The organism is Pseudoalteromonas sp. S3785 (genome assembly GCF_005887365.1).
In the GTDB taxonomy this organism is placed as follows: Bacteria; Pseudomonadota; Gammaproteobacteria; order Enterobacterales; family Alteromonadaceae; genus Pseudoalteromonas.
On the sequence record NZ_PNCT01000081.1, the window covers coordinates 1 to 26,794 of the forward strand.

Consider the following 26,794-nt stretch of genomic DNA (forward strand, 5'->3'; position numbering starts at 1 on the left):
GACTATCAACAATGTGTAAAACATTTAATACCAATTCGGATAATTATGTGGTCTATTTTGAGGATGGATAAACATCTTGATAGCAAGGCAAAAAATTCGCTATTTAGTTGTTCTACATGAGAATTTTTTAACGCAGATAGCGGCACGTTTAGCCCCTGAAAATGATTAAATATTATTGCGGATTGGTATAATAGCTTAAATTACAACCCAGCTTTTTAGCTGGGTTTATTATTGACTATTCAAATATAAGTCATGTAGTGAGCAAAACACGACCCCTTACTCGGCTTCTACTTATTATGACCTTGTTGAAGCAACTATTAGCCCATCCCCTCCTAAAAAACACATTAACAATACAAATAATTAACTTTAATAGAATATTTATTTAACCACACACTATTTTTACTGTGCTAGTTTTAGTAATAGGTACCTAATGCCTTGCTGTGGCGCCGCAGCATTTAATTAACATAAGGTCCAATATGAAAAATAAAACAGCTCAAAATAATGCAGATGTAGATATGACACCAATGTTAGATATCGTATTCATTTTATTGATATTTTTTATTGTAACTACATCATTTATTAAACCTATAGCCATTGAAATACAACGACCACTTGATAAACCCACCATCAATAAACAAACTAAAAGCGCTACTTTTAGTATTGATGAACATAATGCGGTGTATTTTTCTGGCAGGTTAATAGATTTAGAACAAATTACCAACAATCTTGCTATGTTTGCTGCTAAATACAAAGTAAGCGCTGTACTTATTAAGGCTCACGAAAACAGTAAACATAATACATTAATGAGAGTAATGGATAATATTAAAGAGTATGAAGATTACACTATTAGCTTAATATCTGAATAACGTAGTTATATACATTGCTGGTAGACCAAAAAAAGGGCCTTACGGCCCTTTGAACTTAAATAACATAAGGGAGTGTTATTTATTAAAAGCGGTATTCTGCACCTACGTAGTAGTATGCACCGTTAAAACCAAATGGTGCTGAACGGCGAGAGTATTCAAATACACCATCGCTGCTTACAATTGTATTACCGTTAGCATCTACAATTGTGCCCGAACGTGAGTTACCAATGGTGTTTTTATCTGGGTATACGTCAAATAAGTTGTTTGCACCAATATTGACAGATAAATCTTCGGTCACAAAATAGTTAACTTTAACGTCAGTTAAAATTTCTGCTCCGTAAGTTTGGCGACCGCCATCCTCTACTGTGTATTCACCAAAGCGGTTAAGTGAAAGGTTTACTGTCCAGTCACCACGCTGATAAAGCGCACTTAAATTAATGCGATCTTCTGGTTGCCACTCTTCAATAATTGAAATTTCTTGATCAGAGAATACATCTTCAACAGGTACTGTTTCTAGGCCTGAACCCGAAGGCGTAAATAACGAGACAACCTCAGTTTCTGTAAAGTTAGCTGCTAAAGTAAAATCAAGTGTGCCGCCTAAGCCTTCAGTATTCCAAGTCGCTACAAAATCAATACCCGAAGTTTCGGTATCGGCACCATTTAAGAAAAACTGCCCTGCACCTGCGCCTGAGCTGAGTAATGCCGCATCTAGGCTTGAAGAAAGCCCTTTGCCTAAACGGTTACTAATTACTATGCGGTCGTCAATATCAATTGAGTAGTAATCTACAGTAACATTAATGTTGTCTGTTACATTGTAAACAATACCTAAACTGCGGTTTTGCGATTTTTCTTCTTTAAGCTTTGGAATACCTAAACTTTGCGCAAGGGTTGAGTCGTTTCTGAATGTACCTACTTCCTCAGCAACTAATGAGCCGTCTTCCGCTACAACGAATTGTGTACTAATGTTGTTAAAGTACAATTGCTGCATTGACGGTGCTCTAAAGCCTGAACTTAATGCACCACGCAATGACACATCATCAGTAATTGCCCAGTTACCGGCAAGCTTAAAGTTTACCGTATCGCCAAAGCCTTTGTAATTATCGTAACGCAGTGCGCCTGATAAAATAACATCTTCAATTAGGTAAGTTTCTGCATCAAGGTAAAACGAAATTACATCGCGCGACTCATCAACCGATGACGCAGGTGAAGAACCACCAAAACCTTGCGTGCCACCAGAGGCATCTTCTGAGCCCACTCCGCCACTTAAACCACTATAAATACTTACCCCATCAAGGGTGTCGTAATCACGGTACGCATATTCGCTGCCCTCTAAAATGCGGTATTCATCAGTACGAATTTCTGCACCCATCGCCAGTGAATAGTCATCAAAGTTTTGTGTAAAATCTATATTAATGGTTTGCAGTGATAGCTCCATACCATAAGCATAAGCTTCTCGCGGAATAGTATTGCGTATATCAGCGGCACTTAAACCTTGCTCGTAACGTAAAAAGTTAGCGTACGAGGCATTAATTGTGTCACTGGTTGTGTAATCAATGCTGTTTTCACCGTATGTGTACGATACATCTAAGCTTGCGTCGTTATCAAAATCGGTTTTGTAACCAAAGTTATAAGAAATATCGTCAATGGTGGTATTAATTTTAGGTAAAAAACCTAACGGGATGGTGGCATCGTTATCTTGTAATACCGGGTTACCGCCTGCATTTGCATTGTGGCGGAAAAACGCCGCTGATTCGTTATCGCGCGTTGAATACGTAATAAAGCCATACAGCTCGCCATCACCTAACTCATACCCTGTATTAACCGTTAAGCCAAATTGTTGTGAGTCGGCATCGCCAATACGGAAGGTATCTCTATCGGCGGTCAGTTCACGTGGATCGCCAGCCAATAAAGTACCATCACTCAGCTCGGTACAGCCATAAAACTGACATGAGCCATGTAAGCCAGCGCGGTTAGTAGGCGCGCGGTCGCGGTAATTAAGCGTTGCATTTAAGTAGCCGCTATCACCTAGGGCAAACCCTTTATTAAAATCAACGTTTACTGTTTCGCCGTCGCCTTCTGAATATTCGCCGTAATTAACGGCCGCTTTACCGTCTTCACTGCCATCTTTGAGTACAATATTAATTACACCGGCAATTGCATCTGAGCCGTATTGCGCTGCGGCGCCATCTCGTAATACTTCTATGCGTTTAATAGCAGAGGCCGGAATAGCATTCATATCGGTACCTGCGGTACCACGTCCTACTGAGGTATTGATATGAATAATACTTGCCTGATGACGACGCTTACCATTAATCAGCACTAATGTTTGGTCAGGCCCTAAGCCACGCAGTGTTGCAGGTCGTAAGGCATCTGTACCGTCACTAATTGACGAGCTTGAAAAGTTAAATGAAGGTGCAATAGATTGCAACATACGGCCAACTTCGGTTTGGCCTGTGTTTTCAAGTGCTTCAGCACTTAAAATATCAACGGGTACGGGTAAATCTTCTACTGAGCGCCCTGCGACACGGCTACCTACAATAGCAATTTTTTCTATATTCTCTTGTGCAACGTCCTCGGCTGCATTCACACCGTGTGAATTTGCTGCAAGCAATGCTGGTAATACAGCTGCACTAACCCCTGAAAGCTTCATCATGTTGTTATCTTTCCTATTGATTTGTTTGAGTTTTATACTCAGTAAACCATTTTGATCGACAACCGCATCGAGCTCAGTCCCTACTAATAATGCTTGCAGTGCATCTAGTTGGGTATAAAAACCATAAACCGAATTTGCTTGGTATTTTTTTGCCAACTCATAAGAAAACACCACTGTTTGCTCTGTTTGTTTAGCAAATTCTATTAAGGCTTTGTCTGCTCGCTGCGCTTGTATATCAAATTGCACCATTTTCTGGGTAATTTGTGTTGCCCCTTGCACACTCATGCTAAAAATAGCCGGAGCAAGTACACTTAAACCACTAAGTAGGTGCGTTTGGTTACTGCGCAATTTATATAAACAGCTGACAAACAAAATTCCTCTATAGTTTTTTATCTTTTTTTTAAACTTTTTTTTACCAATAACATTTAAAAATGCAACTTCACCTAACATTTGTTTGATATGCATAACATTTCTTATGATTTAGTTTGCTGTTTTAGGCTTACCATATGCTCACCTAAATGCTCATGCTCTATTGCAAAATTAGTCTGCAAACTCTCAAGTAATCCCTCAACATCTCCGGCTTTAAATACACCCGCTACTTTTATGTTGGCAAGCTCAGCGCTTGACAGCTCAAATCGTGTAGAGGTGTAACGGCTCACTTCATTTAAGGCATCGCTTAAATACTCACCATTAAAAATTAACATACCGTTCTGCCACGCTAAATCACGTTGTACGTCGTCCACAGAAAGTTGGGTAATAGGCTTGGTAATGCTTTGTTCAATAATTGCTTTTTCGCCGGAGATAACAATATTAGCATTGATATTTCGTACTTTTTTAGCGTTATTATCAGCCAGTTGGTAGTCTTTAAAATCATCAGCACTAACTGCAACACTAGGGTCGGTGATCATCACTTTGCCTTCGGTTACAACAAGCTCTAAATCAGACGAGGTATTTCGCTGTACATTAAATACAGTACCCAGTGCCGTAAAGCTTTTATCGCCAGCCATCACACTAAAGGGTCGAGCTGGATCTTTTGCTACATTAAAACGCCCTTCCCCCTTACTTAGTAATAGCTGACGTCGCCCTTTGCTATAAGCTACCTCGAGTAAACTATTGGTGTTTAGTTGCACAATTGTGCCATCAGGTAAAACGTACGTGGCTTGTTCACCTACTTTGGTTGTATAAATTTTGGTGTAGTTTATTTTGGCCTGCTCTGCGTTGTAGCCGTTTTCAAGACTAATTAATAAATAACTGCACACCATTAATGCCGCAAATAAGCTTGCGGCAATGGCACTAGTAAACGCCCACTTATTTTTCTGCGGTTTTGCATTTCTATGTGGAAACAAACTACTCAGTTCGTTTAATACGGCCAGTTCATCCCACAGCTGGGCCAGCTCGTATACAGCATCTTGATGGGCGGTGCTTTGCATCATCCAGAGCTTAAACTGCTCTTTTTCATTTTTATTTAAGCCTCTGTCAATGGCGCTTATCCATTCACATGCTTTTTCTAAAATTAAATCTTTTGAGGTAAATTGGTGAACGTTGCTCATTTAGCCACCCTCTCAATTGGCAGCGCCGAATTACGAGCTGAATTACTTGCCACAGATTGGTTATAAGTTTGTTCATGTTCTTTCATGTACAACATGGTTTGTAACAACCCTTTGGCTATGTGTTTTTCTACGGTGCTTTCACATAGTTGCATGTGCTGGGCAATTTCTTTTTGGCTCATACCGTACACTTTTTTAAATATAAAACATTTACGGATAGAAGAATTTAATTGATCCGTTGCTCTACAAAAAAGTAAAAAGCGCTCTTTTGAGGTGTATTCATCCTCAAGTTGTGAGGATTTTAGCAGCGGAGGTAATTCTGCATCGTGCTCTAACGAGTCACTAAATTTATTGTCCCATTTGGCTATATGATTAAGTGCTAAGTGCTTTGCAGTTTTGAGCATGTAGCTGCGTCTAAACTGAATATCTTGTTTTAAATCAGCTTCGTAGCTTTTAATAAAAGTTTCTTGCACAATGTCATCTACGTCATCGGGCTGTACAATACGCGACACAAAGCGTTTTAATTGCTTAGTGATATCAACAAACGTTGATGTCATATTTACTTTGGTAGTCATCCTTAACATAGGCCTATTGTTGTTTTTATTACCGATAGATTACGAGTTTTTAGCATAAAAACAAGCGCAAATGTTAATTTGCCGTTGTTTAGGTAGGATTTGAGTAAACAGGAGACCAAATGAGTAAATTATTAGATTACATAAGGCTCAGTTTTTTTGCGGCAGGTTTACTATTAGGGGTACAAATACCCGCCTTTGTGAGTGACTACGGCCATGCTTTACAGGCGCATTTTGTTGAGGCAAATAACGCATTAGCGCCGTTTAGAAAAGATGCTAAAAACTACTTTAATAACGATTTAAACAAGCTAATTGCCCACTATGAAAATATTGGAGACGATGTAGTCGGTAAAGGGGCTATCCATATCAAAACCCTCTATGATCGACAACAATCCCTACAAGCGGCAGTTAATAACTTTAACCAATCACCCTATTTATATACCTTAACCAGTGGCTTTAGCAGCATTAAAAAGCAAGTATGGCAACGCTTTGAAGGGCAAATAGTGTTAAAAAAAGACTCTATAATAGCAGCGCTTTCAAGCGCCATAATAATTGCTATTTTTGCTGAGTTTTTTGGCTTTATAACCTTGTTTATTATTAAGCGAGGATATTATCGCTTATTCATAGCTGGCAAATAAAGACTTCATGAACTCGTAAAACACCTCTGTTTTACGGGTGGTTAAGCTATTTTGAGGGCGTAAAAACCACACTGGAGCGTCACTTTGTGCCATTGCATTGGGCATAACCTCTACTAAATTTCCGGCACTTAGCTCATCATTAATGGCTATTTTGGATTTAATGGCTATGCCATGTCCCGCAAGTGCTGCCTGCGTCATATTATCGGAATTAGAAATAGTAAAGCGTGTTTTGGCATTAAAGGTGTGTATTTTATTGTTTTCATCATACAGTTTTAACTGCCTTTGCCAGGGTAAGCACACCCAATAGTGCTCAGCTAATTCGCTTAATGTATGGGGCATACCATGCTTTTTTATGTAACTTGGCGCGGCACACAAAATACGTGAGTTATTGACAATCTTACGTGAAAGCAGGCCAGAATCGGTTAACTGCCCTACTCTAATTGCCACGTCTTGCGCATCATCGACTACATTGACAAAATGATCTGTAATTAAAAAATCGAGCTTAAGTGCTGGGTATTGTGTTTCAAACTCGGTCAACTTAGGCATAACATACTTTGAAAATACCCACGGAGGCATAGTCACACGCAATAACCCACTCACCGACGAGCTACGTGCGCCAATGCTATGCTCTGCATCATGCAGGGCTTCTATAATAGCGCCTACGCGATGATAAAATAGCTCACCCGCAGGTGATAACCTTACCCGCCGACTGTCTCTGAACACTAATACGGTTGAGAGCTCGCGCTCTAACTTGCTTAATCTGTGGCTCACAGTTGCTGGTGACAAGCGCTGCTCACGTGCTGCTGCCAGCACCCCTTTGTTTTCTACCACAGCAATAAATGTTTCTAGGTCAGTTAAATTATACATACGTAGGCTAAGCAGTTTTTAATGTTTAATATTTTCAAATGAAGCTTTCAGTTTTGCAATATATATTTAAATTAATAGAACACTCATAATCTCCCTAAAGCTATTTTCGAGATTTAACCATGAGTTTGAAAAAACAGATTGATGCCTATAACGTTCAAAAAGAAGCGAAGCTACCTAGCGATGTATTAGCTCTAATGGAGCAAACAACGAATGAGCTCATTGCTCAACATATAAAAGATAAGGCACTGCAGATAGGCGCTAAAATAAGTAACTTTAGCTTACAAAATCACAACGACGAGTATGTTGAATTAGCTGATTTACTCAATAAAGGCCCGGTAATAATTAGCTTTTACCGGGGTAACTGGTGCCCATATTGTAATTTAGAACTTAAAGCACTTAATGATTACCTACCCCAATTTAAAACGCACAGTGCACAGTTAATTGCTATATCTCCTCAATTGCCAGATGAAACGTTATCTACCGCGCAAAAAAATGACCTCGAATTTAACGTACTTTCAGATATTAATAATAAGGTAGCTGAGCAATTTGGTTTGCTGTTTACATTAGATAAGCGCATTCAAGCACTTTATAGCCAATTTGGCATTGATTTTGAAAAATACTACGGCGACAAAAGCTATAAGTTACCCTTGCCCGCCACATATGTAATTAACCAAAAAGGCATAATCACTTATGCCTTTTTAAACGAAGACTATACCCTACGTGCAGAGCCTATTGATGTAATGGCCGCCCTTGAATTGGAGCAATACTAATGTCTATTCTAAAATCGTTAAAAACCCTTACCCTATCGTTACTCGTTGGTACTAGCTTAGCCTCTGGTAGCGCTATAGCTGAGGAGCCACAATCGCAAGTAAAGCCTAAAGTGCTTATTTTTGATGTAAATGAAACACTCCTTGATTTAACCTCAATGCGCACCTCTATTGGTAAAGCCCTTGGCGGGCGTGAAGATTTATTACCGCTTTGGTTTTCGACTATGTTGCATCACTCACTGGTGGATACCGTAAGTGGCAGTTATCACGACTTTGGACAAATTGGCGTTGCATCGCTGCGCATGGTTGCTAAAAATAACAATATAGCCATTACAAATGAACAAGCTAAAACAGCCATTGTTACTCCGCTTTTAACCCTACCGCCTCACAAAGATGTGAAAGAAGGACTGGCAAAACTCAAAGCTCAGGGCTATAAGTTAGTAAGTCTGACAAATTCATCAAACAAAGGTGTTAAAGCCCAGTTTGAGAGCGCTGGATTAATGTCGTACTTTGATGAGCGCTACAGCATTGAAGATATTAAAATATATAAACCAGACTTACGTGCCTACGAGTGGGTGTTAACTAAATTAAATGTAAAAGCAAATGAGGCAATGATGGTAGCAGCGCACGGTTGGGATGTAGCAGGTGCGAAAGAAGCCGGCTTACAAACAACCTTTATCGCCCGCCCAGGTAAAACACTTTACCCGCTGGCTAAAAAACCAGACCATGTTGTGAAAGATTTACATGAATTAGCGGCTCTACTTAAATAATACCAATCCGCATAGTAAGTGATCTATTTTGAGGATAGAAAAACGTGTTGATAGCAAGGCAAAAAATTCGCTATTTAGTTGTTCTAAATGAGAATTTTTTAACGCAGATAGCGACACGTTTAGCCCCGCAAAATGATTAGATATTATTGCGGATTGGTATAACTATATTCTTTATCCAACATATCAAAAAGCCAGCTTAATGCTGGCTTTTGTTGTTTAAGAAAATGAAAAAGGTTTATTTAAAAAAGTCATCATCGTTTTTAGCCATCATTTCTTCAATATCTTCAATCATATCTTGGCTAATTTGGTTCGCCGAGGTAATAGGCGTTGATATTTTATTGTTCTCAAACGACCACTCACCCAAGTCTATAAGCTGACAGCGCTTAGAACAAAAAGGACGATGGGGGCTTTGCTGTGACCACTCAACTTTATTCTTACAGGTTGGGCAGTTAACAATTGTTGGCATACTTTACTCTCTACAATTACGCGTTAAGCACATGTACTTAACGCTACTAACTCTACATATTTGTAACGCGGTTTATTTCAGCCAAAGACGTTAAACCATCTGCAGCTTTGCGTAAACCCGATAATCGCAAGTTATTAAACCCAGCTTGCAGTGAAACCTCTGCTATTTCGAGCGAGTTACCACCGCGCATAATAATTTGTGCAATTTCAGGGGTAATCTGCATTACTTCGTAAATACCTACACGGCCTTTGTAACCATCGGTGCAATTTTCGCAGCCTTTGGGTGCGTATAGTGTCATGTCTTCAATTTGTGCTGTGCTAAAGCCTTGACGAGCCAATTCTTCTGCTGGCAGTGTTTCAGGGGTTTTACATTTAGGGCATAAACGCCGAGCTAATCGCTGGGCAATAATCAAACTTATTGAGCTTGCCACGTTATACGCAGGCACGCCCATATTTAATAAACGCGTTATGGTTTCGGGCGCTGAGTTGGTATGCAGTGTTGATAACACTAAGTGACCTGTTTGCGCCGCTTTAATTGAAATTTCTGCGGTTTCTAGGTCACGTATTTCACCAACCATTACCACATCTGGATCTTGACGTAAAAATGCACGCAAGGCGTTGGCAAAGGTCATCTCGGCCTTGGGGTTTATTTGTACTTGGTTAACCCCTTCAAGGTTTATTTCTACCGGATCCTCGGCGGTACTAATGTTTCGCTCTGGTTGGTTAAGTATATTTAAACCGGTATAAAGCGATACTGTTTTACCTGAGCCGGTAGGGCCGGTTACAAGTATCATACCTTGTGGTTGCCCAAGCGCATCCATGTAGAGCTTTTTTTGATCCTCCTCGTAACCTAATACGTCAATACCTAGCATAGCGCTTGATGAATCAAGGATACGCATTACTATTTTTTCGCCCCATAACGTAGGCATAGTACTTACACGAAAATCGATGCTTTTTCGCTCGGTAATCTTTAATTTAATACGGCCATCTTGTGGTTTACGTTTTTCTGCAATATCAAGGCGCGACATTACTTTGATACGCGCCGATAGCTTGCTTGCTAAAGTATTAGGGGGGTTGGCAACTTCATGCAAAATACCATCAATACGAAAGCGAATACGGTATTTATGCTCGTAAGGTTCAAAGTGTAAATCGGAGGCGCCTTTTTTAATGGCATCCATTAATATTTTATTGATATAAACAATGATTGGCGCATCGTCTTTATCATCATCTTTAGGTGTGGTCTCTTTAGGGCTTTCACTATCTAAGTCGGCAAATTCTTTAAATTCATCAGCGCTTAAATCTAAGCTGCCTGCGGCATCAAGAAGTTGCTCAATTTTATTATCCAGTTGAATGTAATCAACCACGACTATTTCGCACGATAAGCCGGTGCTAAATTCAAAGTTTTCAAAGGCGCCGTAGTCAGTCGGATCGGAGGCGGCAATGTATACTTTTCTGCCTTTTTGAACCAGCGGTAAAATGTGGTGTTTACGTATTAGCTTTTCTTTAACTAAGTCTTCTGGGATTTGTGCAGGGTCGAAGTCTTTTAAATCAAAATACGGTACACGGAATAGGTCTATACACTGTTCAGCTAAGTCGTTGCTGTCAATTTTTCCACATTTAGATATAAGCTCAGCGGTTGAGGCAAACTCTTGCTGCTTTGCTTTTACGGTATCGGCATCAATGCGGCCAAGCGTTATAAATTTTCTCAATAACGGTGAGTTAATATTCATTGCGCACCTATTTTAGTCCTTCAATAGTTAACAATTTATCAGAAAAAAGCAGGTGATTAAATTCGTCAAGTTTATCAACACCTTTTTTGCTAACCAAATTACGAGTTTATGTTGTTATGACCGCATTAAGGGGCATTAGTTGTATTTTATACCGCATAGTGTAGGTAATTTTTATGAAGAACAACAAGTTCTGCATGAACAAGCGATAAATCGCGGTCATTATTAAGGATATCATCGGCTTTTTGTTGTTTTTCTTCACGCGACATTTGCGATGCTATAATGCTATTTACTTGCTCAAGGCTAATATTGTCTCGCTTTACCGTACGTTCAATCTGTACAGGCAGTGGTACATCAATTAATAAAGTACGGTTGCAGTATGTGTTAAGTTTATTTTCAAACAGTAATGGTGCAACTAATACAACATAGGCACTGGTTGCATTATTTAAATCGGTTAGTATTCTCTCTCGAATAAGTGGGTGCAATAGAGCATTAAGCCACTCTTTATCATCATTGTTGGTAAATATTTTAGTGCGCAGCACTGCTCTGTTTAATGTGCCATCGGGTAGTAAAATACTCTCACCAAAGTGTTCAGCAATAGCGTTTAGCCCTATGCTATTAGGCGCTACCACTTGGCGGGCAATAATATCGGCATCAACAACGCAAATACCTAGTTCTTCAAACATATTACTAACAGCCGTTTTACCGCAGCCAATACCGCCTGTTAAACCCAATACCCAATTGTTTATTTTAGTTGATGGCTTATTCATACTAATAACCAATTAAATTAAAATAGGCCGCTTGAATTTGAGCGCCCCACAAAAGTGTTATCCAACCCGCTATGGCTAAGTAGGGGCCAAATGGGATAGGGGTTGCTTTGTCTTTACCTTGTATACTTAAAAGGGCAATACCAATAATGGCGCCCACCACGCTTGAAAGCAAAATAATGGTTAATAGCGACTGCCACCCTAGCAGTGCGCCAAACACGGCCAGTAACTTAAAATCGCCATAGCCCATGCCTTCCTTGCCGGTTAATAGCTTAAATAGCCAAAACACACTCCACAGGCTTAAATAGCCACAGGCGGCCCCGGTTATCGCATCACTCGGGCTTATTGTTACGCCCATTACAGCGGCTATAAGCGCAAGCCATACTAAGGGCAGGGTTAACTGATCGGGCAGTAACATGTGGTCAATATCAATAAAGGTGAGCGCCACTAAAATCCAAGTAACAAAAATATATAAAAGGGCCTGCTCTGTAGCACCAAAGCGGTAGGCAACAACTAAACTTAATAGTGCGGTAATGGCTTCAACTATCGGGTAGCGCGCTGATATTGGGTTACTGCAATTAGCGCATTTACCTTTAAGCACAATCCAACTAATAATTGGAATATTTTGCCAAGGCTTAATCGCCGTTTTGCATTTAGGGCAGGTAGAGTTAGGCTTTACTAAATTAAATGGCTCGTTGGGCTTAGCCTTTGAAGGCTTAGTTGTGAGTTCATCTTCTAATAATAATCGGCATTCACTTTGCCATTCACGCTGCATCATCAGTGGCAGCCGGTAAATAACTACATTTAAAAAACTACCAATACACAGGCTTACTAAGCCCACAGTTAAAAAATAAAACCACAGCTGGCTTTGCATCGCGGTGGTTACATCAAGAAAAAGATTTTCCATTAAAATACCTAACTTCAGGCCATTTATAAGCCAATTTTATTTCGCAAGCTATTAATTAGCGTTTACAATTTTGCTTACAGCTATGCTTTAAATTACAGAGCCTAACTGGAAAATTGGCAAGTACATGGCAACAATTAAGCCACCTACAAGCACACCTAGTACGGCCATAATAAGCGGCTCTAATAAGCTAGATAATCCATCTACTGCATCATCCACCTCTTGTTCATAAATAGTCGCTACTTTGGCAAGCATACCATCAAGCGAGCCAGACTCTTCACCAATAGCTACCATTTGAATCACCATATCAGGAAATATTTTAGCATTACGCATCGCCCAGTTCATTTGGTTACCCGAGCTCACCTCTGCTTTAATATCTAAAATAGCATAGCGGTAAACAGCATTACCTGAAGCACCTGCTGCAGAATCTAATGCATCAACCAATGGTACACCTGCCGCAAATGTGGTCGAAAGCGTACGGGCATAACGGGCAACAGCTGCTTTATTTAAAATCATGCCAATTACAGGGAGCTTCAATATAGCGCGATCGGTTGCATCTCTAAGTTTTAAACTTCTGAGCTTAGCTTCTTTAAAAGCAAAGCCAAAGCCAACAATGGCTATTAACATCACCCACCAATATTCTTGCATAAACTCAGAGATGCCAATAACAAATAAGGTGAATGCAGGCAGTTGTGCGCCAAAGCCATTAAATATATCTTGAAACTGTGGTACTACAAATATAAGCAGTATTGAGGTAACTATAAGGGCAACCACTAAAACCGCGATAGGGTAAAACATGGCTTTTTTTATTTTTGATTTAAGCGCTTCTGATTTTTCTTTGTATAAAGCAACACGGTCAAATATTTTATCTAGCGCCCCTGATTGTTCGCCCGATGCCACTAAATCACAATACAAATCATCAAAGTAACGAGGGTGTTTTCTTAAAGCTTGAGATAATGGTTGGCCTGCTTTTACTTCATCACCGATGGTCTCCATTAACTTGGCTACACTTTTGTTAGTAGACCCAGTACCAATCATTTCAATAGCTTGGATGAGTGGTACGCCGGCCATTAACATGGTTGCTATTTGGCGTGTAACTAAAGCAATATCTTTTGGTGTGATTTTTTGCAGGCGCGAACCAAAAAGCGGTTTAGGTTTGCGCTTAACCTTCGAAGGTGTAATGCCTTGTTTACGTAGTTGAGCCTTAACTAAAGCAATACTATTACCGGTTAGTTCACCCTCCATACGTTTGCCGCGAGCGCTTACTCCTACCCATTGAAAAGTGTCTAAACTTTTTTTATCAACTTGCTTGGACATTATTTAATTTCCATAAAGTTTAAATTGTTGAAACAAGGTCTAATATGGCTTTGCTTTACTTCCGGTGAATATAACTCACACAATTTTGAAAGTAGTAGTTGTTTTAAAGCTGGCTCATCAAACATTTCTGAGTTAAATAATGTGTTAGTTTCTAAATTTGTAATAAAAGTAGCATCGTTTAGTTCAGGGTAAATTGAGAGTTGCCATTTACCATATATTACCCCTCGTTGCTTTTCTTTTATTAGTATAGGAAGTAGTTCAGTTTTGATTATTAGTTGGCCCATGTCGCTTATTTCAAATAAGTTTGCATTTTGAGCAACTGTCCCCGAAACACTAATGTTACCAGACTTGTTAAATGTTGGTTTTAATGAACTTTCAATTGGTAGGGGTCTTTCTGTTTTTACTTTAAATATACTTTTTCCATCGAAAGCTGCTTGTGACTCTAACCCTAGTATATCTAAAATAGTTGGCGTTATATCAGAAAGAGCGTATCTAAAACTCTTATTAATACTTTCATGTTTGACCTCCTTACCATTTATATACTCTTTGAAGCTTATTAACACATTAAATTGCTGCTGAGAGACGATGGAAGTACCATGCCCCGCAAGGTTTACGATTTCTTCAGAGTTATCAGGCATATCCTCATCTCTAGCAAAGCTTTCACCATGGTCGCTTAAAATAAATACGATAGAGTTATCTAATAGTCCATTATGACGGAGAAAATGAAAATAATTTTCTATTTGACTATCAGCAGATTCAACACTTTCGAGGTATTTTTCATATAAGCCCTTTTCATTAGTTGTATTGTGACTACTCTTGTAAGGCCAATGAGGTAAAGTAAAGTGAGAGGCTACAAAAATAGGTGAATTATTCAACTCTATACTTCTTTTAAGCTTTTTATTGTATTTTAGTGGAGAGTAGGTTTGCCATGCAGCCCTATTATTATGGATTTGGGGCATTAAGAAATTGAAAAAAGTTAAGTCAGAGGTAACTACAAGTAATGGAATATCTAGTAACTTAGAGAATACAAACTCACCTATTGTAGCTGGAGGGCCTATGGTTTTATCAAAAAATAAGCGGTGGTCTATATGACTGAAGCGTCTTTCATCCAGTGAGAAGTAGTTATAATAACCCGCCTTTTTTAAATAGTAAGGTAGGCTTTTTTTTGTATCTAAAATACCGAAGTCGGTAAGGTTAAATCTAGCTTTATTCGTAATTGGATAATTTCCTGTTAAAATAGTCATCCACGAAGGAAAGGTTCTAGCAATATGAGTATAACTATTTGGTAGGTGAACTCCACTATCTATGAAATTGAAAATAAACGGTGTGTGTCTTTTACTAATTACACTAGTGTTAAGTGAATCTATACCGATGATAAATACATTCTTATTTGCTCTTGTCTGTTCTGATGTACCACTAAGGCGAAAATCTGGTGTAAGGTTTGGTATTATAAAGGGTATGAACAGAACAGTGATGTTCAAACGGTTTTCTTTTAGCCAAAATGAAGCGACTATAATAATAATGACTATAAAAGAACAGCTAAGCAAAAATATTTTTGATTTCCAAGCTTCATGGCTAAAAAAAAGCTCAGGGTAAAGGTAGCTTGTTATGCCCAACAATAACGATAAAGACAGCGCCCATGAAATAAACAGGCAAACTGATTTAGAGAGAGCCTGCTTACTTAAGCTTTTCAAATTTGTTGATAAAACATGGTTTAACAAAGCAAAGAGAATAACAGATAAGATAATACCTATTAAAAAAAAAGTTGCTTCAGCTAAAAATTGGTAGTTGTACAATCCAACTTCTAATTTTGAACCAACATTAGCTCCTTTGAAGTTAAAAGAAGGAATATTTATAAACCAAAAATAGACGAATAGTAAAAAAATGCAAAAGGAAACTAAAATATTTTTAAGCATAAGCAGGGAATTAAAGAGGCGTGTAGCGCAGTACTGAAAATCAATACTGCGCTAATATATTAACGACAGTTAGCAGGAAGGTATTTATCATCAACTGTGCCAGTATCACAAGTCCACGTAATAGTCCCACCACCAGATGGTACAGTAGGGACTAAAACTAGAGTTGCGCCGTCTGTAACTTTGCTAGTGAAAGTTACTGTTATATTACCTGCCCCGCTGATAGCAACAGATTTAACTGCATTACCAGTCATGGTAGTGCTTGTTGGTAAACCTGCATCTGAATTTGAAGAAGGCATAGCCCCCTCAGATACATAATACTCAGTAACAGCCCCTTTAGCTGAGGCTGCTAGATTCATACCCTCACTAACATGAGCACGTTTTGTGTAATCTTGATAAGCAGGCAATGCCACTGCAGCAAGAATACCGATGATTGCTACAACAATCATTAATTCAATTAGGGTGAAACCCTGTTGTTTTTGAGTCATTGTTTTCATGTTTCCTCTCCTAAAGGATAATGTTTTGTAAGATAGTCAGGTTAGTGGCGAAAGTGCCAAACTTAATTTACCTGATTAACTTTACAGATTTACTTAAAAATAAATTTTCACGTACTTTTAGCCTTAGGTATGAAACACAAAAGCTAAATGTGAGTTCATTATGTTGCAACTTGCGTAGGCTACCTAAACACAAAGTAGACTAAATATAGGAAACATACTGACCATTTGTTTTAATCTTTTAGGTATTTTTTTAAGATTAAAACAAAAAGCAGTTACTTATTACTATATTTTTCAAAGAAGTAATACAACAGGGTTAGTCTAACATTTTTTTTATGCTTAAAACACACAAAATTTTCTAAAAAGGATACTTTATTTAACAAAATGTTACAAAGTAAGCCTTTTGGATTATTAAAAGTCTTTTCATGCGTTTTGTCAATTAATTAGAACTAATATGACAAAGTTATTGCTGTGCCTTTATACAAAACGCATCGATAAATCGATTGATTGTAAATTTTTTGTTAGAGCGCCGCTTGATATAAAGTCGACACCTGCTTGTGAGTAAGTTTTAACTGTTTCTAGCGTCATATTGCCAGAAACCTCTAATTTAGCGCGCTTATTAGTAATGACAACAGCTTGTTGAATTTGTTCCACACTAAAGTTATCGAGCATGATTATATCGGCACCTGCATTAATGGCTTGCTCAAGTTCATGTAACGACTCTACTTCTACTTCTACTGGTTTTGTAGGGTGGTTTTGCTTGGCTTGTGCGACTGCTTTATCAATACCGCCACACGCTGCTATGTGGTTTTCTTTAATTAAAAACGCGTCGAATAGGCCTATACGGTGATTTGCACCGCCGCCGCATTTAACAGCGTATTTTTGAAGTAGCCTGAGCCCGGGTATTGTTTTACGGGTATCGAGCAGTTGGGTTGTGGTGCCGCTAAGCTCTTTTACATAATTTGCAGTGGTTGTTGCGGTACCCGAAAGCGTTTGTACAAAGTTAAGCGCGGTACGTTCGGCTGTTAAAATAGCGCGGGCAGCGCCTTTAGCGGTAAATAAGGTGCTATTTGCTGGTACAAAGTCGCCATCATTTACAAGTACGTTAATTTCAACGCTTGGATCTACCTGTTTAAACACTTCTATAATTATGTCTTTACCACAAAAAACGCAATCTTCACGGGTAATCACTTTGGCATTTGCGTGCTCATTTTGCGGGATAAGTTGCGCGGTTATATCACCATCTTGCGCAGTTTGATAATTTAGATCTTCATCTAAGGCGAGGGTAACAAGTTGAGTAATAAGCGAGTGCGAAATTGACATATGAAGGCTCATAAGTGTTAATAAATTAAGCAAATTTTACTATGTTTAAATAGCTAAGAGAAGCGCTTTTAAATAAGTGAGGCTATTACACCTGCATATAGAGCACACCCGCTAAAAGCCGCTTTGCTAAGCGGTTACATGTTGACTAACCGTAATGGCTATCATTCTGTATTTAAATCCTTTAGCATCAAGCTTATGTATACCGTGGTTTTAAAATAATGCAAATAGATTCAAGCGGCGTTGTCGCTAATATAACACTGCGGCCCAGTACGCATTTTGATGAGCGCCCTAAAAATACCGATATTTCGCTGTTGGTTATTCATAATATTTCCCTGCCGGCTGGGCAATTTGGCACCGAACACGTTGATGCCCTGTTTATGGGTGAGATTGATTGTAATGCGCACCCCACCTTTTGTGATTTAAATGGGCTTAGAGTCTCGGCGCACTGTTTTATAAAACGTACAGGCGAGATTATTCAATATGTGCCATTTAATAAACGCGCATGGCATGCTGGGCAGTCTGAGTATGCTGGGCAAAGTGCGTGTAATAATTTTAGTATAGGTATTGAGCTTGAGGGCACAGATACCACACCTTATACTCAGGCGCAGTACACAAGCTTACATAACCTGACAAAGGCTATTATGATTCGCTACCCGCTTATTACCACAAAGCGTATAGTAGGGCATTGCGATATAGCACCTGGGCGAAAAACCGACCCCGGGGAAAGTTTTAATTGGTCTGCTTATATAGGCAGGCTAGATCAAACAAATTAAGTGGGTCGCCATCATGATTTTAGTTTCTATAATTATTGCACTAATACTTGAGCGCTTAGGGGCTCGCTCTCAGTACTGGCAAATTAGCTATTACGCTAATGGTTATTTAAACCGTTCGGGTAAATTACTTAATGAAAATGGATTGTTTGGCTCGGCAATTGGCTTTTTAATTTGGCTAGTGTTGCCGGTAGTGGCTGTGGCGCTTATATATGTTCTTTCTGACTTTGTACTGTGGCAATTAGCTATAAATGTTGTGGTTTTATTAGTGTGCTTTGGTTGTGCTAAGCACCGGGCTTTATATAAGTCGTACTTAAATGCATTAACGCGAGATGATAAAACCGCTGCTTCATTATACGCACTCCAAATGGGACAAAAACACTTAGAGGATGAGGAAGGCGGAGAAACATTTGGGCAAACCTTAGCGTGGATCAATTTTAGGTTTTACTGCGCCGTAATTTTTTGGTTTGTTGTGCTTGGCGCCCCAGGAGCAGTATTGTATGCAATAGTACGTACACTTGCCGATTTAGTAAAAGAAAACCACAAAGTGGTGTTTGCTAATCGCTTTAAGTTGCTGCATAAATTATTATTTTGGCTAGATTGGCTACCTGCACGTGTTGCAAGCTTTGGCTACTTAGTTATTGGTAACTTTAATAAAGGCACAAGTTGTTGGTTGGATTATGTGCTGGATTTTAAAACATCAAACCGAAAAGTAGTTACATGTACAGCCCTTGCCGCCGAACAAGTAGAACAGCGTTATTATGGATGTGCCGTTGAAGCTACCTGTATGATTAAGCTCGTTAAACGCAATGTGCTCTTTTATTTAGTGCTGATTGCACTGCTTACTTTATTTGGCGGTTTATCGTAGTCGCGATTTTATATCGCGCAATGAACGCCGCGCTTATGGTGAGTATCGCGGCAAGATAATTGGTCGCGGGGTTAACCTGCCGCTCCCACCTTTTTGACTCAAAAACTAATTTCTTCAATAAATTCAAATAGAGTGAATATTCTAATTTATTCTGGTCAGACCATTTGTTTTCATCCTGTTAACGTTTGCACAAAACATCCACAATTTTGTACTGTTTTGAACTTCGTTCAAAATGCGTTACGCTAGCTTAATTGCTCAAATAAACCGTAAATTGACAGTTATTTGCCTTTTTGATACCTTATTGAAAATTTTTGGTATGACCAATTTACCTTTTGGGTAAATCGTCAAGCTCTAGGCCTTAAAAATTAGGCTTTTTAGTATTTATGCAACGTGGACGTTGATTAATGTCTTTAAAGATTAAAGCAGCAAAATTATCTGATGTTATTTTACAGCAACTTGAGAACATGATTCTTGAGGGCTCATTAGCGCCAGGTGAAAAACTGCCGCCAGAGCGCGAACTAGCAAAACAGTTTGAGGTGTCTCGCCCCTCACTACGCGAAGCCATCCAAAAGCTAGAAGCAAAAGGTTTAGTTACTCGTAGGCAGGGCGGTGGCACGTTTGTAAAGAACCAGCTTGAAGAGGGGCTCACTGATCCGCTATTTGATTTGATCAGTAAGCATCCTGAATCACAGTTTGATTTACTTGAATTTCGTCATGCGCTTGAAGGGATCGCGGCTTATTATGCTGCGCTTCGTGGTACCAGCACCGATTTTACCAAGGTTAAACAAAGCTTTGATAAAATCGCCCAAGTTAATAACGATTTACAGCTAAAAGCCAAAGCAATTAATGCGTTTCACTTTAGTGTAGCCGAAGCCTCACACAACGTGGTTTTACTTCACTTAGTGCGAGGCATGCAAGCGCTACTGGAACAAAATGTATTGCAAAACTTAACGGTTTTATTAAAAAAACCAGATATTAGCAATCAATTAGCCCAGCATAGGCGCTTATTAATGGATGCCGTAATTGAGGGCAATCCAGAACAAGCCCGTTTAGCCAGTAATGCCCATTTAGCCTTTATTGAAGAAGCATTACTTGAAGCGGGTAAAGAGCATTCGCGAATTGAACGTAGTTTAAGACGCACAAAACAAAATTAAGCTAATACGCTGTACTTATGAACACACTAAATTAGGTATACGTGGTATTAAATTAACAACATTCGTATTTTAAACATAAGGAAACCTCCATATGTCTGAAGTCAATAAAATTGACGTAGACGCGCTAGAAACACAAGAGTGGTTACAAGCTCTTGAATCAGTTGTGCGCGAAGAAGGTGTTGAACGAGCTCAGTTTTTACTTGAGCAAGTGTTAGAGCAAGCCCGTTTAGACGGCGTTGATATGCCAACTGGCACAACAACTAACTACGTTAATACTATTCCAGTAGATCAAGAACCGGCTTACCCAGGGGATGTAAACCTTGAGCGTCGTATTCGTTCGATTATTCGTTGGAATGCAATCATGATTGTATTACGTGCATCGAAAAAAGATCTCGACTTAGGCGGCCATATGGCGTCTTACCAATCATCAGCTGCGTTTTACGAAGTGTGTTTTAATCACTTTTTTAAAGCGCCAAATGAGGTAGACGGCGGTGACTTAGTTTACTACCAAGGCCATATTTCTCCGGGTATTTATGCACGCGCATTTGTTGAAGGTCGTTTAACAGCTGAACAGCTTGATAACTTCCGTCAAGAAGTAGATGGCAAAGGCCTTCCTTCATACCCACATCCTAAATTAATGCCTGAATTTTGGCAGTTCCCAACGGTATCTATGGGCTTAGGTCCAATTGCGTCTATTTACCAAGCGCGCTTTTTAAAATACCTAGATGGCCGTGGCTTAAAAGACACTAAAAACCAACGTGTATACGCGTTTTTGGGTGATGGTGAAATGGATGAGCCAGAATCACGCGGCGCAATTTCTTTCGCTGCACGTGAAAAGCTAGACAACCTATGTTACCTGATTAACTGTAACTTACAGCGTTTAGATGGCCCAGTTATGGGTAACGGTAAAATTATTCAAGAACTAGAAGGCCTATTTAAAGGCGCTGGTTGGAACGTAATTAAAGTTGTATGGGGTAGCGGATGGGATATTCTGCTAGCGAAAGATACATCGGGTAAATTACTACAATTGATGAACGAAACAATTGACGGTGATTACCAAACATACAAAGCAAAAGATGGCGCGTACGTACGTGAGCACTTCTTTGGTCGTTACCCAGAAACAGCTGCACTTGTTGCTGATATGACGGATGACGAAATTTTTGCGCTTAAGCGTGGTGGTCATGAGCCATCTAAACTTTATGCTGCATTTAAAAAGGCTGAGCAAACAAATGACCGTCCAACTGTAATTCTTGCTAAAACTGTGAAAGGTTACGGCATGGGTGAAGCAGCTGAAGGTAAAAACATTGCGCACCAAGTGAAGAAAATGGACATGAGCCATGTTGAACACTTACGTGACCGTTTAGGCCTACAAGATTTAGTATCAGAAGAGCAAATTAAAGATCTTCCATACTTAACGCTTGAAGAAGGCTCAGAAGAATACAAGTACTTACACGCACGCCGTGAAGCACTGAAAGGTTACACACCTACACGTATTCCTAAGTTTACTGAAGAGCTAAAACTGCCAGAAGTAGACGCGTTTAAGCCGCTACTTGAAGAGCAAAAGCGTGATATTTCTACCACAATGGGCTTTGTACGTGCACTTAACGTGTTACTTAAAGACAAAGGCATTGGTAAAAACATTGTGCCAATTATTGCTGATGAAGCACGTACATTTGGTATGGAAGGTTTATTCCGTCAAATCGGTATTTACAATCCACATGGCCAAAACTACACCCCTCAAGACCGTGATATTGTTTCTTACTACAAAGAAGCAACATCAGGCCAAGTACTTCAAGAAGGTATTAACGAGCTAGGTGCAATGTCGTCATGGGTAGCTGCTGCAACATCTTACAGCACGAACGATTTACCTATGATCCCATTCTACATTTACTACTCTATGTTTGGTTTCCAACGTGTTGGCGACATGGCATGGATGGCGGGTGACCAACAAGCACGCGGTTTCTTATTAGGTGCTACGGCTGGCCGAACTACGCTTAATGGTGAAGGTCTACAGCACGAAGATGGCCACAGCCACATTCTTGCAAATACGGTTCCTAACTGTATTTCTTACGACCCAACATACGCATTTGAAGTAGCGGTAATTATTCAAGACGGTATTCGTCGTATGTACGGTGAAAACCAAGAAAATATTTACTACTACCTAACGCTTATGAACGAAAACTACCATCAACCAGCTATGCCAGAAGGCGCTGAAGAAGGTATTCGTAAAGGTATTTACAAGCTAGAAAGCTACGAAGGTAAAAAAGCCAACGTACAGCTATTAAGCTCAGGTACTATCATGACTGAAGTACGCAAAGCGGCAGCTATTCTAAGCGAAGAGTACGGTATTGCCTCAGATGTTTACTCAGTAACTTCATTCAATGAGCTTACCCGTGATGGTCAAGACGTTGAGCGTTTCAACATGCTTAACCCAGAAAGCGAGCAAAAAACACCGTACATTACGAGCGTATTAAACGACTCAGTAACTGTTGCCGCTACCGACTACATGAAAAACTACGCAGAGCAAGCGCGTTCATTTATTCCAAGCAGCAACTATAAAGTGCTTGGTACAGATGGTTACGGACGTTCTGATAGCCGTGAAAACTTACGTCGTCACTTTGAAGTTAATGCAAGCTACGTGGTTGTTGCTACGTTATCTGAACTTGCTAAACGCGGTGATGTTGAAAAGTCAGTGGTTGTTGAAGCAATTAAAAAGTTCGACATTGACACAAACAAACTAAATCCACTGTACGCATAAGAGGTTTGCAATGAGTATTGAAATTAATGTACCAGATATCGGTGGCGATGACGTAGAAGTAACCGAAATTTTAGTAAGCGTTGGCGACAAAGTAGATGTTGATCAATCTTTACTTACCGTTGAAGGCGATAAAGCATCAATGGAAGTACCTGCTGCGCAAGCAGGTACAGTAAAAGAAATTAAAGTAAGTGAAGGCGACACGGTCACTACCGGTTCGTTAATCATGATCTTTGAAGGCGAAGAGTCAGGTTCACAAAGTGAGCCAGAAGCGCCAGCTAAAACTGAGGCATCTGCACCCGCAGAAGCTTCAGGTTCTTCAACTAAAGAAGTAACCGTACCAGATATTGGTGACGACGAAGTTGAAGTAACAGAAATCATGGTTGCTGTTGGTGACAGCGTAGATGAAGAGCAGTCAATTTTAAGTGTTGAAGGCGATAAAGCATCTATGGAAGTACCAGCACCTTTTGCTGGTACAGTAAAAGAGATTAAGGTAACCGAAGGCGACAAAGTAAAAACAGGCTCTTTAGTGTTTGTTTTTGAAGTTGCCGGTTCAAGTGCTCCTGCATCAGATGCACCTAAGCAAGAATCTGCACCAGCAGAAGCTGCTCAAAGCACACAGCCAAGCACAAAAGAAGTAAACGTGCCTGATATTGGCGATGATGAAGTTGAAGTAACTGAAATTATGGTTGCTGTTGGCGATACGGTTGAAGAAGAGCAATCTATCTTAAACGTTGAAGGCGACAAAGCGGCAATGGAAGTACCTGCGCCGTTTGCAGGCACTGTTAAAGAAATTAAAGTAACCACTGGCGACAAAGTTAAAACTGGCTCTCTTGTGTTTGTATTTGAAGTGGCGGGTAGTGCTCCTGCACAGGCTTCAGCACCTGCTGAGCAAAAGCCAGCTGCCGCACCTGCAAAAGCAGAGTCTGCGCCAGCTCCTAAAGCTGAGAAAGCAAGCAATGAAAGCTTTGAAAACAACAGCGCATATGCCCATGCATCGCCAGTTGTTCGTCGCTTAGCGCGTGAATTTGGTATTAACTTAGCAAACGTTAAAGGCTCAGGCCGTAAAAACCGTGTAGTTAAAGAAGACGTGCAAAACTATGTTAAAAACTTAGTTAAGCAAGTTGAATCAGGCCAATTACCAGCTGGTAAAGGCAATGCAGGCGGTAGTGAGCTTGGTTTAATTCCTTGGCCAAAAGTAGATTTTGCTAAATTTGGCGAAATCGAAGAGAAAAAACTATCACGCATTCAAAAGCTATCGGGTAAAAACTTACACCGTAACTGGGTGCAAATCCCCCATGTTACACAGTTTGACGAAGCTGATATCACAAGCCTTGAAGTATTCCGTAAAGAGCAAAATGTACTTAGCGAGAAGAAAAAACTGGGTGTTAAAATCACACCACTTGTGTTTGTGATGAAAGCAGCGGCAAAAGTACTTGCTGAATTCCCAACATTTAACTCATCACTGTCTGAGGATGGCGAAAGCTTAATTCTTAAGAAATACATTAATATTGGTGTTGCGGTAGATACGCCTAATGGCTTAGTTGTTCCAGTGTTTAAAGATGTGGACAAAAAAGGCATTATGGAATTATCTCGCGAGCTAATGGATGTTTCTAAAAAGGCGCGTGAAGGTAAGTTAACCTCATCTGACATGCAAGGTGGCTGTTTTACTATTTCAAGCTTAGGCGGTATTGGCGGTACGGCATTTACGCCGATTGTTAATGCACCAGAGGTGGCAATTTTAGGTGTATCTAAATCTGAAATGAAACCTAAGTGGAATGGTAAAGAGTTTGAGCCAAAACTAATGGTTCCGCTGTCTATGTCGTACGATCACCGTGTGATTGACGGTGCGCTAGCTGCACGCTTTACCGCAACGCTTGCTAGCTACATGAGTGATATTCGTCAATTAGTGATGTAATCGCTACAATATGAACAAAATCAAATCCCAGCCAGTTGTTTTTAGCTGGGATTTTTACTATATGCAATGATACAATCTTTGCACTATTTGTGAATTGCTCTGATTTTCTGCCCATGCAGAAACATGGCAGTTAAATTTTAGGGCAGTGTCCCGTTCAAACAATTAAGGTAATAGCATGAGCAACGAATTAAAAACTCAAGTTGTTGTACTAGGCGGTGGTCCTGGTGGTTACTCTGCGGCTTTCCGTGCTGCTGACTTGGGCTTAGAAGTTACATTGGTAGAATCGCGTGAAACATTAGGCGGCGTATGTCTTAATGTTGGTTGTATTCCTTCAAAAGCACTTTTACACGTGGCTAAAGTGATTGATGACGCTGCAGAAATGTCATCTCACGGTGTTACTTTTGGCGCTCCGCAAATTGATTTAGACAAAATTCGCTCTTGGAAAGAGTCGGTTGTTGGCCAGCTTACTGGTGGCTTAGACGGCATGGCTAAGATGCGTAAAGTTAAAGTTGTACCAGGTTACGGTAAATTCACTGGTAGTAACACTTTAGACGTTGAAGGTGCTGACGGCACTACAACTATTACATTTGATAACGCAATCATTGCTGCGGGTTCTAAACCTGTTAGCTTACCGTTCATCCCTGAAGATGACCGTGTAATTGATTCAACTGGCGCATTAGAGCTTAAAGACGTACCAGAGAAACTACTTGTTTTAGGTGGTGGTATCATTGGTCTTGAAATGGGTACAGTTTACCGCGCACTAGGTTCTGATATTGATGTAGTTGAATTTGCAGATCAGTTAGTACCGGCTGCTGATAAAGATATCATCAAGATTTACCAAAAATACGTAAGCAAAAAATTCAATGTTATGCTTTCTACTAAAGTTGTTGGCGTCGAAGCGAAAGATGATGGCTTATACGTTACTTTTGAAGGCAAAAACGCACCAGCTGAGCCAGTACGTTACGACAAAGTACTTGTTGCAGTAGGCCGTACGCCTAACGGTAACTTACTTGATGCTGATAAAGCAGGTGTTAATGTTGATGAGCGTGGCTTTATTAATGTTGATAAGCAATTACGTACTAACGTAGACCATATTTTTGCAATTGGTGATTTAGTTGGCCAACCTATGCTTGCGCATAAAGCGGTACACGAAGGCCATGTTGCAGCAGAGGTTATCTCTGGTCAGAAGCACTTCTTCGATCCTAAATGTATTCCTTCAATTGCCTACACTGATCCAGAAATCGCGTGGGTTGGTGTGACTGAGAAAGAAGCAAAAGAGCAAGGCTTAAGCATTGAAACTGCGGTATTCCCGTGGGCAGCATCAGGTCGTGCAATTGCATCAGCTCGTACTGAAGGTTCTACTAAGCTTATCTTTGATAAAGACAGTGGCCGTGTAATTGGTGGTGCTATGGTGGGTATTAACGCAGGCGAAATGCTTGGCGAAATCGGCTTAGCAGTTGAAATGGGCGCAGACGGTGAAGATTTAGCGCTTACTATTCATGCTCATCCAACATTGAACGAGTCAATTGGCCTTGCAGCTGAGATTTTTGAAGGTTCAATCACTGATTTACCAAACAAAAAAGCGGTTAAAAAGAAGAAGTAATTTAACTTTTTAATTTAGTTTTTAAAAACCCAGCTTTTGCTGGGTTTTGTTTTTATAGCAGCTATTAAAAATAGATTAAATAAAACTAGCGTCAGTTAGTTTGGTTTTTTATTTTGAGCTGATAGCTGATAGCTGA

Annotated in this window: 22 protein-coding genes; 10 read left to right on the top strand and 12 right to left on the bottom strand. The window is 39.8% G+C overall.

The window, feature by feature from the left end; all coding sequences use genetic code 11:
• The first annotated feature begins 476 nt into the window (after window positions 1–476).
• Window positions 477–866 carry an ExbD/TolR family protein gene (locus CWC17_RS17150; protein ID WP_138614249.1) on the top strand — a complete coding sequence of 130 codons (390 nt, stop codon included), beginning with the start codon at window positions 477–479 and terminating at the stop codon, window positions 864–866.
• 82 nt (window positions 867–948) lie between these two features.
• On the opposite strand, the gene CWC17_RS17155 is transcribed toward CWC17_RS17150, so the two are convergent.
• Genes CWC17_RS17155 through CWC17_RS17165 form a run of 3 tightly spaced genes read right to left on the bottom strand, consistent with a single transcriptional unit; the run spans window position 949 to window position 5,641 of the window.
• Window positions 949–3,984 (bottom strand): TonB-dependent receptor plug domain-containing protein, encoded by a 3,036-nt coding sequence (locus tag CWC17_RS17155; RefSeq protein WP_138614251.1) that lies wholly within the window; start codon window positions 3,982–3,984, stop codon window positions 949–951.
• Between the two features lie 8 nt (window positions 3,985–3,992).
• Complete coding sequence (locus CWC17_RS17160) at window positions 3,993–5,069, bottom strand: FecR family protein (protein WP_138614253.1); 1,077 nt, start codon at window positions 5,067–5,069, stop codon at window positions 3,993–3,995.
• Window positions 5,066–5,641: an RNA polymerase sigma factor gene (locus CWC17_RS17165; RefSeq protein ID WP_138614255.1), complete on the bottom strand. Its 576-nt coding sequence runs from the start codon at window positions 5,639–5,641 to the stop codon at window positions 5,066–5,068. Before CWC17_RS17165 ends, CWC17_RS17160 begins: the two co-directional genes overlap by 4 nt.
• Window positions 5,642–5,760: 119 nt before the next feature.
• Here CWC17_RS17165 and CWC17_RS17170 point away from each other — a divergent pair, with 119 nt between their 5' ends.
• Window positions 5,761–6,276, top strand: coding sequence for a DUF2937 family protein (locus CWC17_RS17170; protein WP_138614257.1), 516 nt, complete (start codon window positions 5,761–5,763; stop codon window positions 6,274–6,276).
• On the opposite strand, the gene CWC17_RS17175 is transcribed toward CWC17_RS17170, so the two are convergent.
• Complete coding sequence (locus CWC17_RS17175) at window positions 6,256–7,143, bottom strand: LysR family transcriptional regulator (RefSeq protein WP_138614259.1); 888 nt, start codon at window positions 7,141–7,143, stop codon at window positions 6,256–6,258. The genes CWC17_RS17170 and CWC17_RS17175 overlap by 21 nt on opposite strands.
• Window positions 7,144–7,262: 119 nt before the next feature.
• Between CWC17_RS17175 and CWC17_RS17180 the strand changes: the two genes are divergently transcribed.
• Both CWC17_RS17180 and CWC17_RS17185 read left to right on the top strand, forming a co-directional pair.
• Window positions 7,263–7,913 carry a peroxiredoxin-like family protein gene (locus tag CWC17_RS17180; RefSeq protein ID WP_138614261.1) on the top strand — a complete coding sequence of 217 codons (651 nt, stop codon included), beginning with the start codon at window positions 7,263–7,265 and terminating at the stop codon, window positions 7,911–7,913.
• Complete coding sequence (locus CWC17_RS17185; protein ID WP_138541968.1) at window positions 7,913–8,680, top strand: haloacid dehalogenase type II; 768 nt, start codon at window positions 7,913–7,915, stop codon at window positions 8,678–8,680. The genes CWC17_RS17180 and CWC17_RS17185 overlap by 1 nt, the downstream gene beginning before the upstream one ends.
• A gap of 235 nt (window positions 8,681–8,915) precedes the next feature.
• Here the strand turns inward: CWC17_RS17185 and yacG are convergent, their stop codons facing one another.
• The 8 genes from yacG to nadC all read right to left on the bottom strand — a co-directional run bounded on the left by yacG (window position 8,916) and on the right by nadC (window position 17,590).
• Window positions 8,916–9,146, bottom strand: a complete 231-nt coding sequence (gene yacG / locus CWC17_RS17190) for a DNA gyrase inhibitor YacG (RefSeq protein WP_024031401.1) — start codon at window positions 9,144–9,146, stop codon at window positions 8,916–8,918.
• A gap of 52 nt (window positions 9,147–9,198) precedes the next feature.
• Window positions 9,199–10,875, bottom strand: a complete 1,677-nt coding sequence (pilB, locus tag CWC17_RS17195) for a type IV-A pilus assembly ATPase PilB (RefSeq protein WP_055018831.1) — start codon at window positions 10,873–10,875, stop codon at window positions 9,199–9,201.
• Between the two features lie 146 nt (window positions 10,876–11,021).
• Window positions 11,022–11,642 carry a dephospho-CoA kinase gene (gene coaE / locus CWC17_RS17200; RefSeq protein ID WP_138614263.1) on the bottom strand — a complete coding sequence of 207 codons (621 nt, stop codon included), beginning with the start codon at window positions 11,640–11,642 and terminating at the stop codon, window positions 11,022–11,024.
• Between the two features lies 1 nt (window position 11,643).
• Window positions 11,644–12,546, bottom strand: coding sequence for a prepilin peptidase (locus CWC17_RS17205; protein WP_138614265.1), 903 nt, complete (start codon window positions 12,544–12,546; stop codon window positions 11,644–11,646).
• Window positions 12,547–12,633: 87 nt separating this feature from the next.
• Complete coding sequence (locus CWC17_RS17210; protein WP_138614267.1) at window positions 12,634–13,860, bottom strand: type II secretion system F family protein; 1,227 nt, start codon at window positions 13,858–13,860, stop codon at window positions 12,634–12,636.
• On the bottom strand, window positions 13,860–15,776 hold the full coding sequence (locus CWC17_RS17215; RefSeq protein WP_138614269.1) for a sulfatase-like hydrolase/transferase: 1,917 nt from the start codon (window positions 15,774–15,776) through the stop codon (window positions 13,860–13,862). The genes CWC17_RS17210 and CWC17_RS17215 overlap by 1 nt, the downstream gene beginning before the upstream one ends.
• Window positions 15,777–15,835: 59 nt before the next feature.
• Window positions 15,836–16,270, bottom strand: a complete 435-nt coding sequence (locus CWC17_RS17220; RefSeq protein ID WP_055020452.1) for a pilin — start codon at window positions 16,268–16,270, stop codon at window positions 15,836–15,838.
• A gap of 474 nt (window positions 16,271–16,744) precedes the next feature.
• On the bottom strand, window positions 16,745–17,590 hold the full coding sequence (gene nadC, locus CWC17_RS17225) for a carboxylating nicotinate-nucleotide diphosphorylase (protein WP_138614271.1): 846 nt from the start codon (window positions 17,588–17,590) through the stop codon (window positions 16,745–16,747).
• Window positions 17,591–17,808: 218 nt separating this feature from the next.
• On the opposite strand from nadC, the gene ampD reads away from it, so the two are divergent.
• The 6 genes from ampD to lpdA all read left to right on the top strand — a co-directional run bounded on the left by ampD (window position 17,809) and on the right by lpdA (window position 26,658).
• Complete coding sequence (gene ampD / locus CWC17_RS17230) at window positions 17,809–18,363, top strand: 1,6-anhydro-N-acetylmuramyl-L-alanine amidase AmpD (protein WP_138614273.1); 555 nt, start codon at window positions 17,809–17,811, stop codon at window positions 18,361–18,363.
• A 13-nt stretch (window positions 18,364–18,376) separates the two neighbouring features.
• Window positions 18,377–19,228, top strand: coding sequence for a beta-lactamase regulator AmpE (gene ampE / locus CWC17_RS17235; protein ID WP_138614275.1), 852 nt, complete (start codon window positions 18,377–18,379; stop codon window positions 19,226–19,228).
• 404 nt (window positions 19,229–19,632) lie between these two features.
• Entirely contained in the window at window positions 19,633–20,382 is a 750-nt protein-coding gene (pdhR, locus tag CWC17_RS17240) for a pyruvate dehydrogenase complex transcriptional repressor PdhR (protein WP_004588597.1), read from the top strand.
• 91 nt (window positions 20,383–20,473) lie between these two features.
• Window positions 20,474–23,140 carry a pyruvate dehydrogenase (acetyl-transferring), homodimeric type gene (gene aceE / locus CWC17_RS17245; protein ID WP_138579879.1) on the top strand — a complete coding sequence of 889 codons (2,667 nt, stop codon included), beginning with the start codon at window positions 20,474–20,476 and terminating at the stop codon, window positions 23,138–23,140.
• Window positions 23,141–23,150: 10 nt separating this feature from the next.
• Window positions 23,151–25,055, top strand: coding sequence for a pyruvate dehydrogenase complex dihydrolipoyllysine-residue acetyltransferase (gene aceF, locus CWC17_RS17250; RefSeq protein WP_138614277.1), 1,905 nt, complete (start codon window positions 23,151–23,153; stop codon window positions 25,053–25,055).
• Window positions 25,056–25,230: 175 nt separating this feature from the next.
• A complete protein-coding gene (gene lpdA, locus CWC17_RS17255) occupies window positions 25,231–26,658 on the top strand; it encodes a dihydrolipoyl dehydrogenase (protein ID WP_055018841.1) in 1,428 nt (475 codons plus the stop codon).
• Window positions 26,659–26,794: the final 136 nt, after the last annotated feature.

Excerpts from the sequence above, each read along its gene's own strand:
- CWC17_RS17150 (WP_138614249.1), top strand. The coding sequence starts at position 477 with ATGAAAAATAAAACAGCTCAAAATAATGCAGATGTAGATATGACACCA.
- CWC17_RS17155 (WP_138614251.1), bottom strand. The coding sequence starts at position 3,984 with ATGCATATCAAACAAATGTTAGGTGAAGTTGCATTTTTAAATGTTATT.
- CWC17_RS17160 (WP_138614253.1), bottom strand. The coding sequence starts at position 5,069 with ATGAGCAACGTTCACCAATTTACCTCAAAAGATTTAATTTTAGAAAAA.
- CWC17_RS17165 (WP_138614255.1), bottom strand. The coding sequence starts at position 5,641 with ATGACTACCAAAGTAAATATGACATCAACGTTTGTTGATATCACTAAG.
- CWC17_RS17170 (WP_138614257.1), top strand. The coding sequence starts at position 5,761 with ATGAGTAAATTATTAGATTACATAAGGCTCAGTTTTTTTGCGGCAGGT.
- CWC17_RS17175 (WP_138614259.1), bottom strand. The coding sequence starts at position 7,143 with ATGTATAATTTAACTGACCTAGAAACATTTATTGCTGTGGTAGAAAAC.
- CWC17_RS17180 (WP_138614261.1), top strand. The coding sequence starts at position 7,263 with ATGAGTTTGAAAAAACAGATTGATGCCTATAACGTTCAAAAAGAAGCG.
- CWC17_RS17185 (WP_138541968.1), top strand. The coding sequence starts at position 7,913 with ATGTCTATTCTAAAATCGTTAAAAACCCTTACCCTATCGTTACTCGTT.
- yacG (WP_024031401.1), bottom strand. The coding sequence starts at position 9,146 with ATGCCAACAATTGTTAACTGCCCAACCTGTAAGAATAAAGTTGAGTGG.
- pilB (WP_055018831.1), bottom strand. The coding sequence starts at position 10,875 with ATGAATATTAACTCACCGTTATTGAGAAAATTTATAACGCTTGGCCGC.
- coaE (WP_138614263.1), bottom strand. The coding sequence starts at position 11,642 with ATGAATAAGCCATCAACTAAAATAAACAATTGGGTATTGGGTTTAACA.
- CWC17_RS17205 (WP_138614265.1), bottom strand. The coding sequence starts at position 12,546 with ATGGAAAATCTTTTTCTTGATGTAACCACCGCGATGCAAAGCCAGCTG.
- CWC17_RS17210 (WP_138614267.1), bottom strand. The coding sequence starts at position 13,860 with ATGTCCAAGCAAGTTGATAAAAAAAGTTTAGACACTTTTCAATGGGTA.
- CWC17_RS17215 (WP_138614269.1), bottom strand. The coding sequence starts at position 15,776 with ATGCTTAAAAATATTTTAGTTTCCTTTTGCATTTTTTTACTATTCGTC.
- CWC17_RS17220 (WP_055020452.1), bottom strand. The coding sequence starts at position 16,270 with ATGAAAACAATGACTCAAAAACAACAGGGTTTCACCCTAATTGAATTA.
- nadC (WP_138614271.1), bottom strand. The coding sequence starts at position 17,590 with ATGTCAATTTCGCACTCGCTTATTACTCAACTTGTTACCCTCGCCTTA.
- ampD (WP_138614273.1), top strand. The coding sequence starts at position 17,809 with ATGCAAATAGATTCAAGCGGCGTTGTCGCTAATATAACACTGCGGCCC.
- ampE (WP_138614275.1), top strand. The coding sequence starts at position 18,377 with ATGATTTTAGTTTCTATAATTATTGCACTAATACTTGAGCGCTTAGGG.
- pdhR (WP_004588597.1), top strand. The coding sequence starts at position 19,633 with ATGTCTTTAAAGATTAAAGCAGCAAAATTATCTGATGTTATTTTACAG.
- aceE (WP_138579879.1), top strand. The coding sequence starts at position 20,474 with ATGTCTGAAGTCAATAAAATTGACGTAGACGCGCTAGAAACACAAGAG.
- aceF (WP_138614277.1), top strand. The coding sequence starts at position 23,151 with ATGAGTATTGAAATTAATGTACCAGATATCGGTGGCGATGACGTAGAA.
- lpdA (WP_055018841.1), top strand. The coding sequence starts at position 25,231 with ATGAGCAACGAATTAAAAACTCAAGTTGTTGTACTAGGCGGTGGTCCT.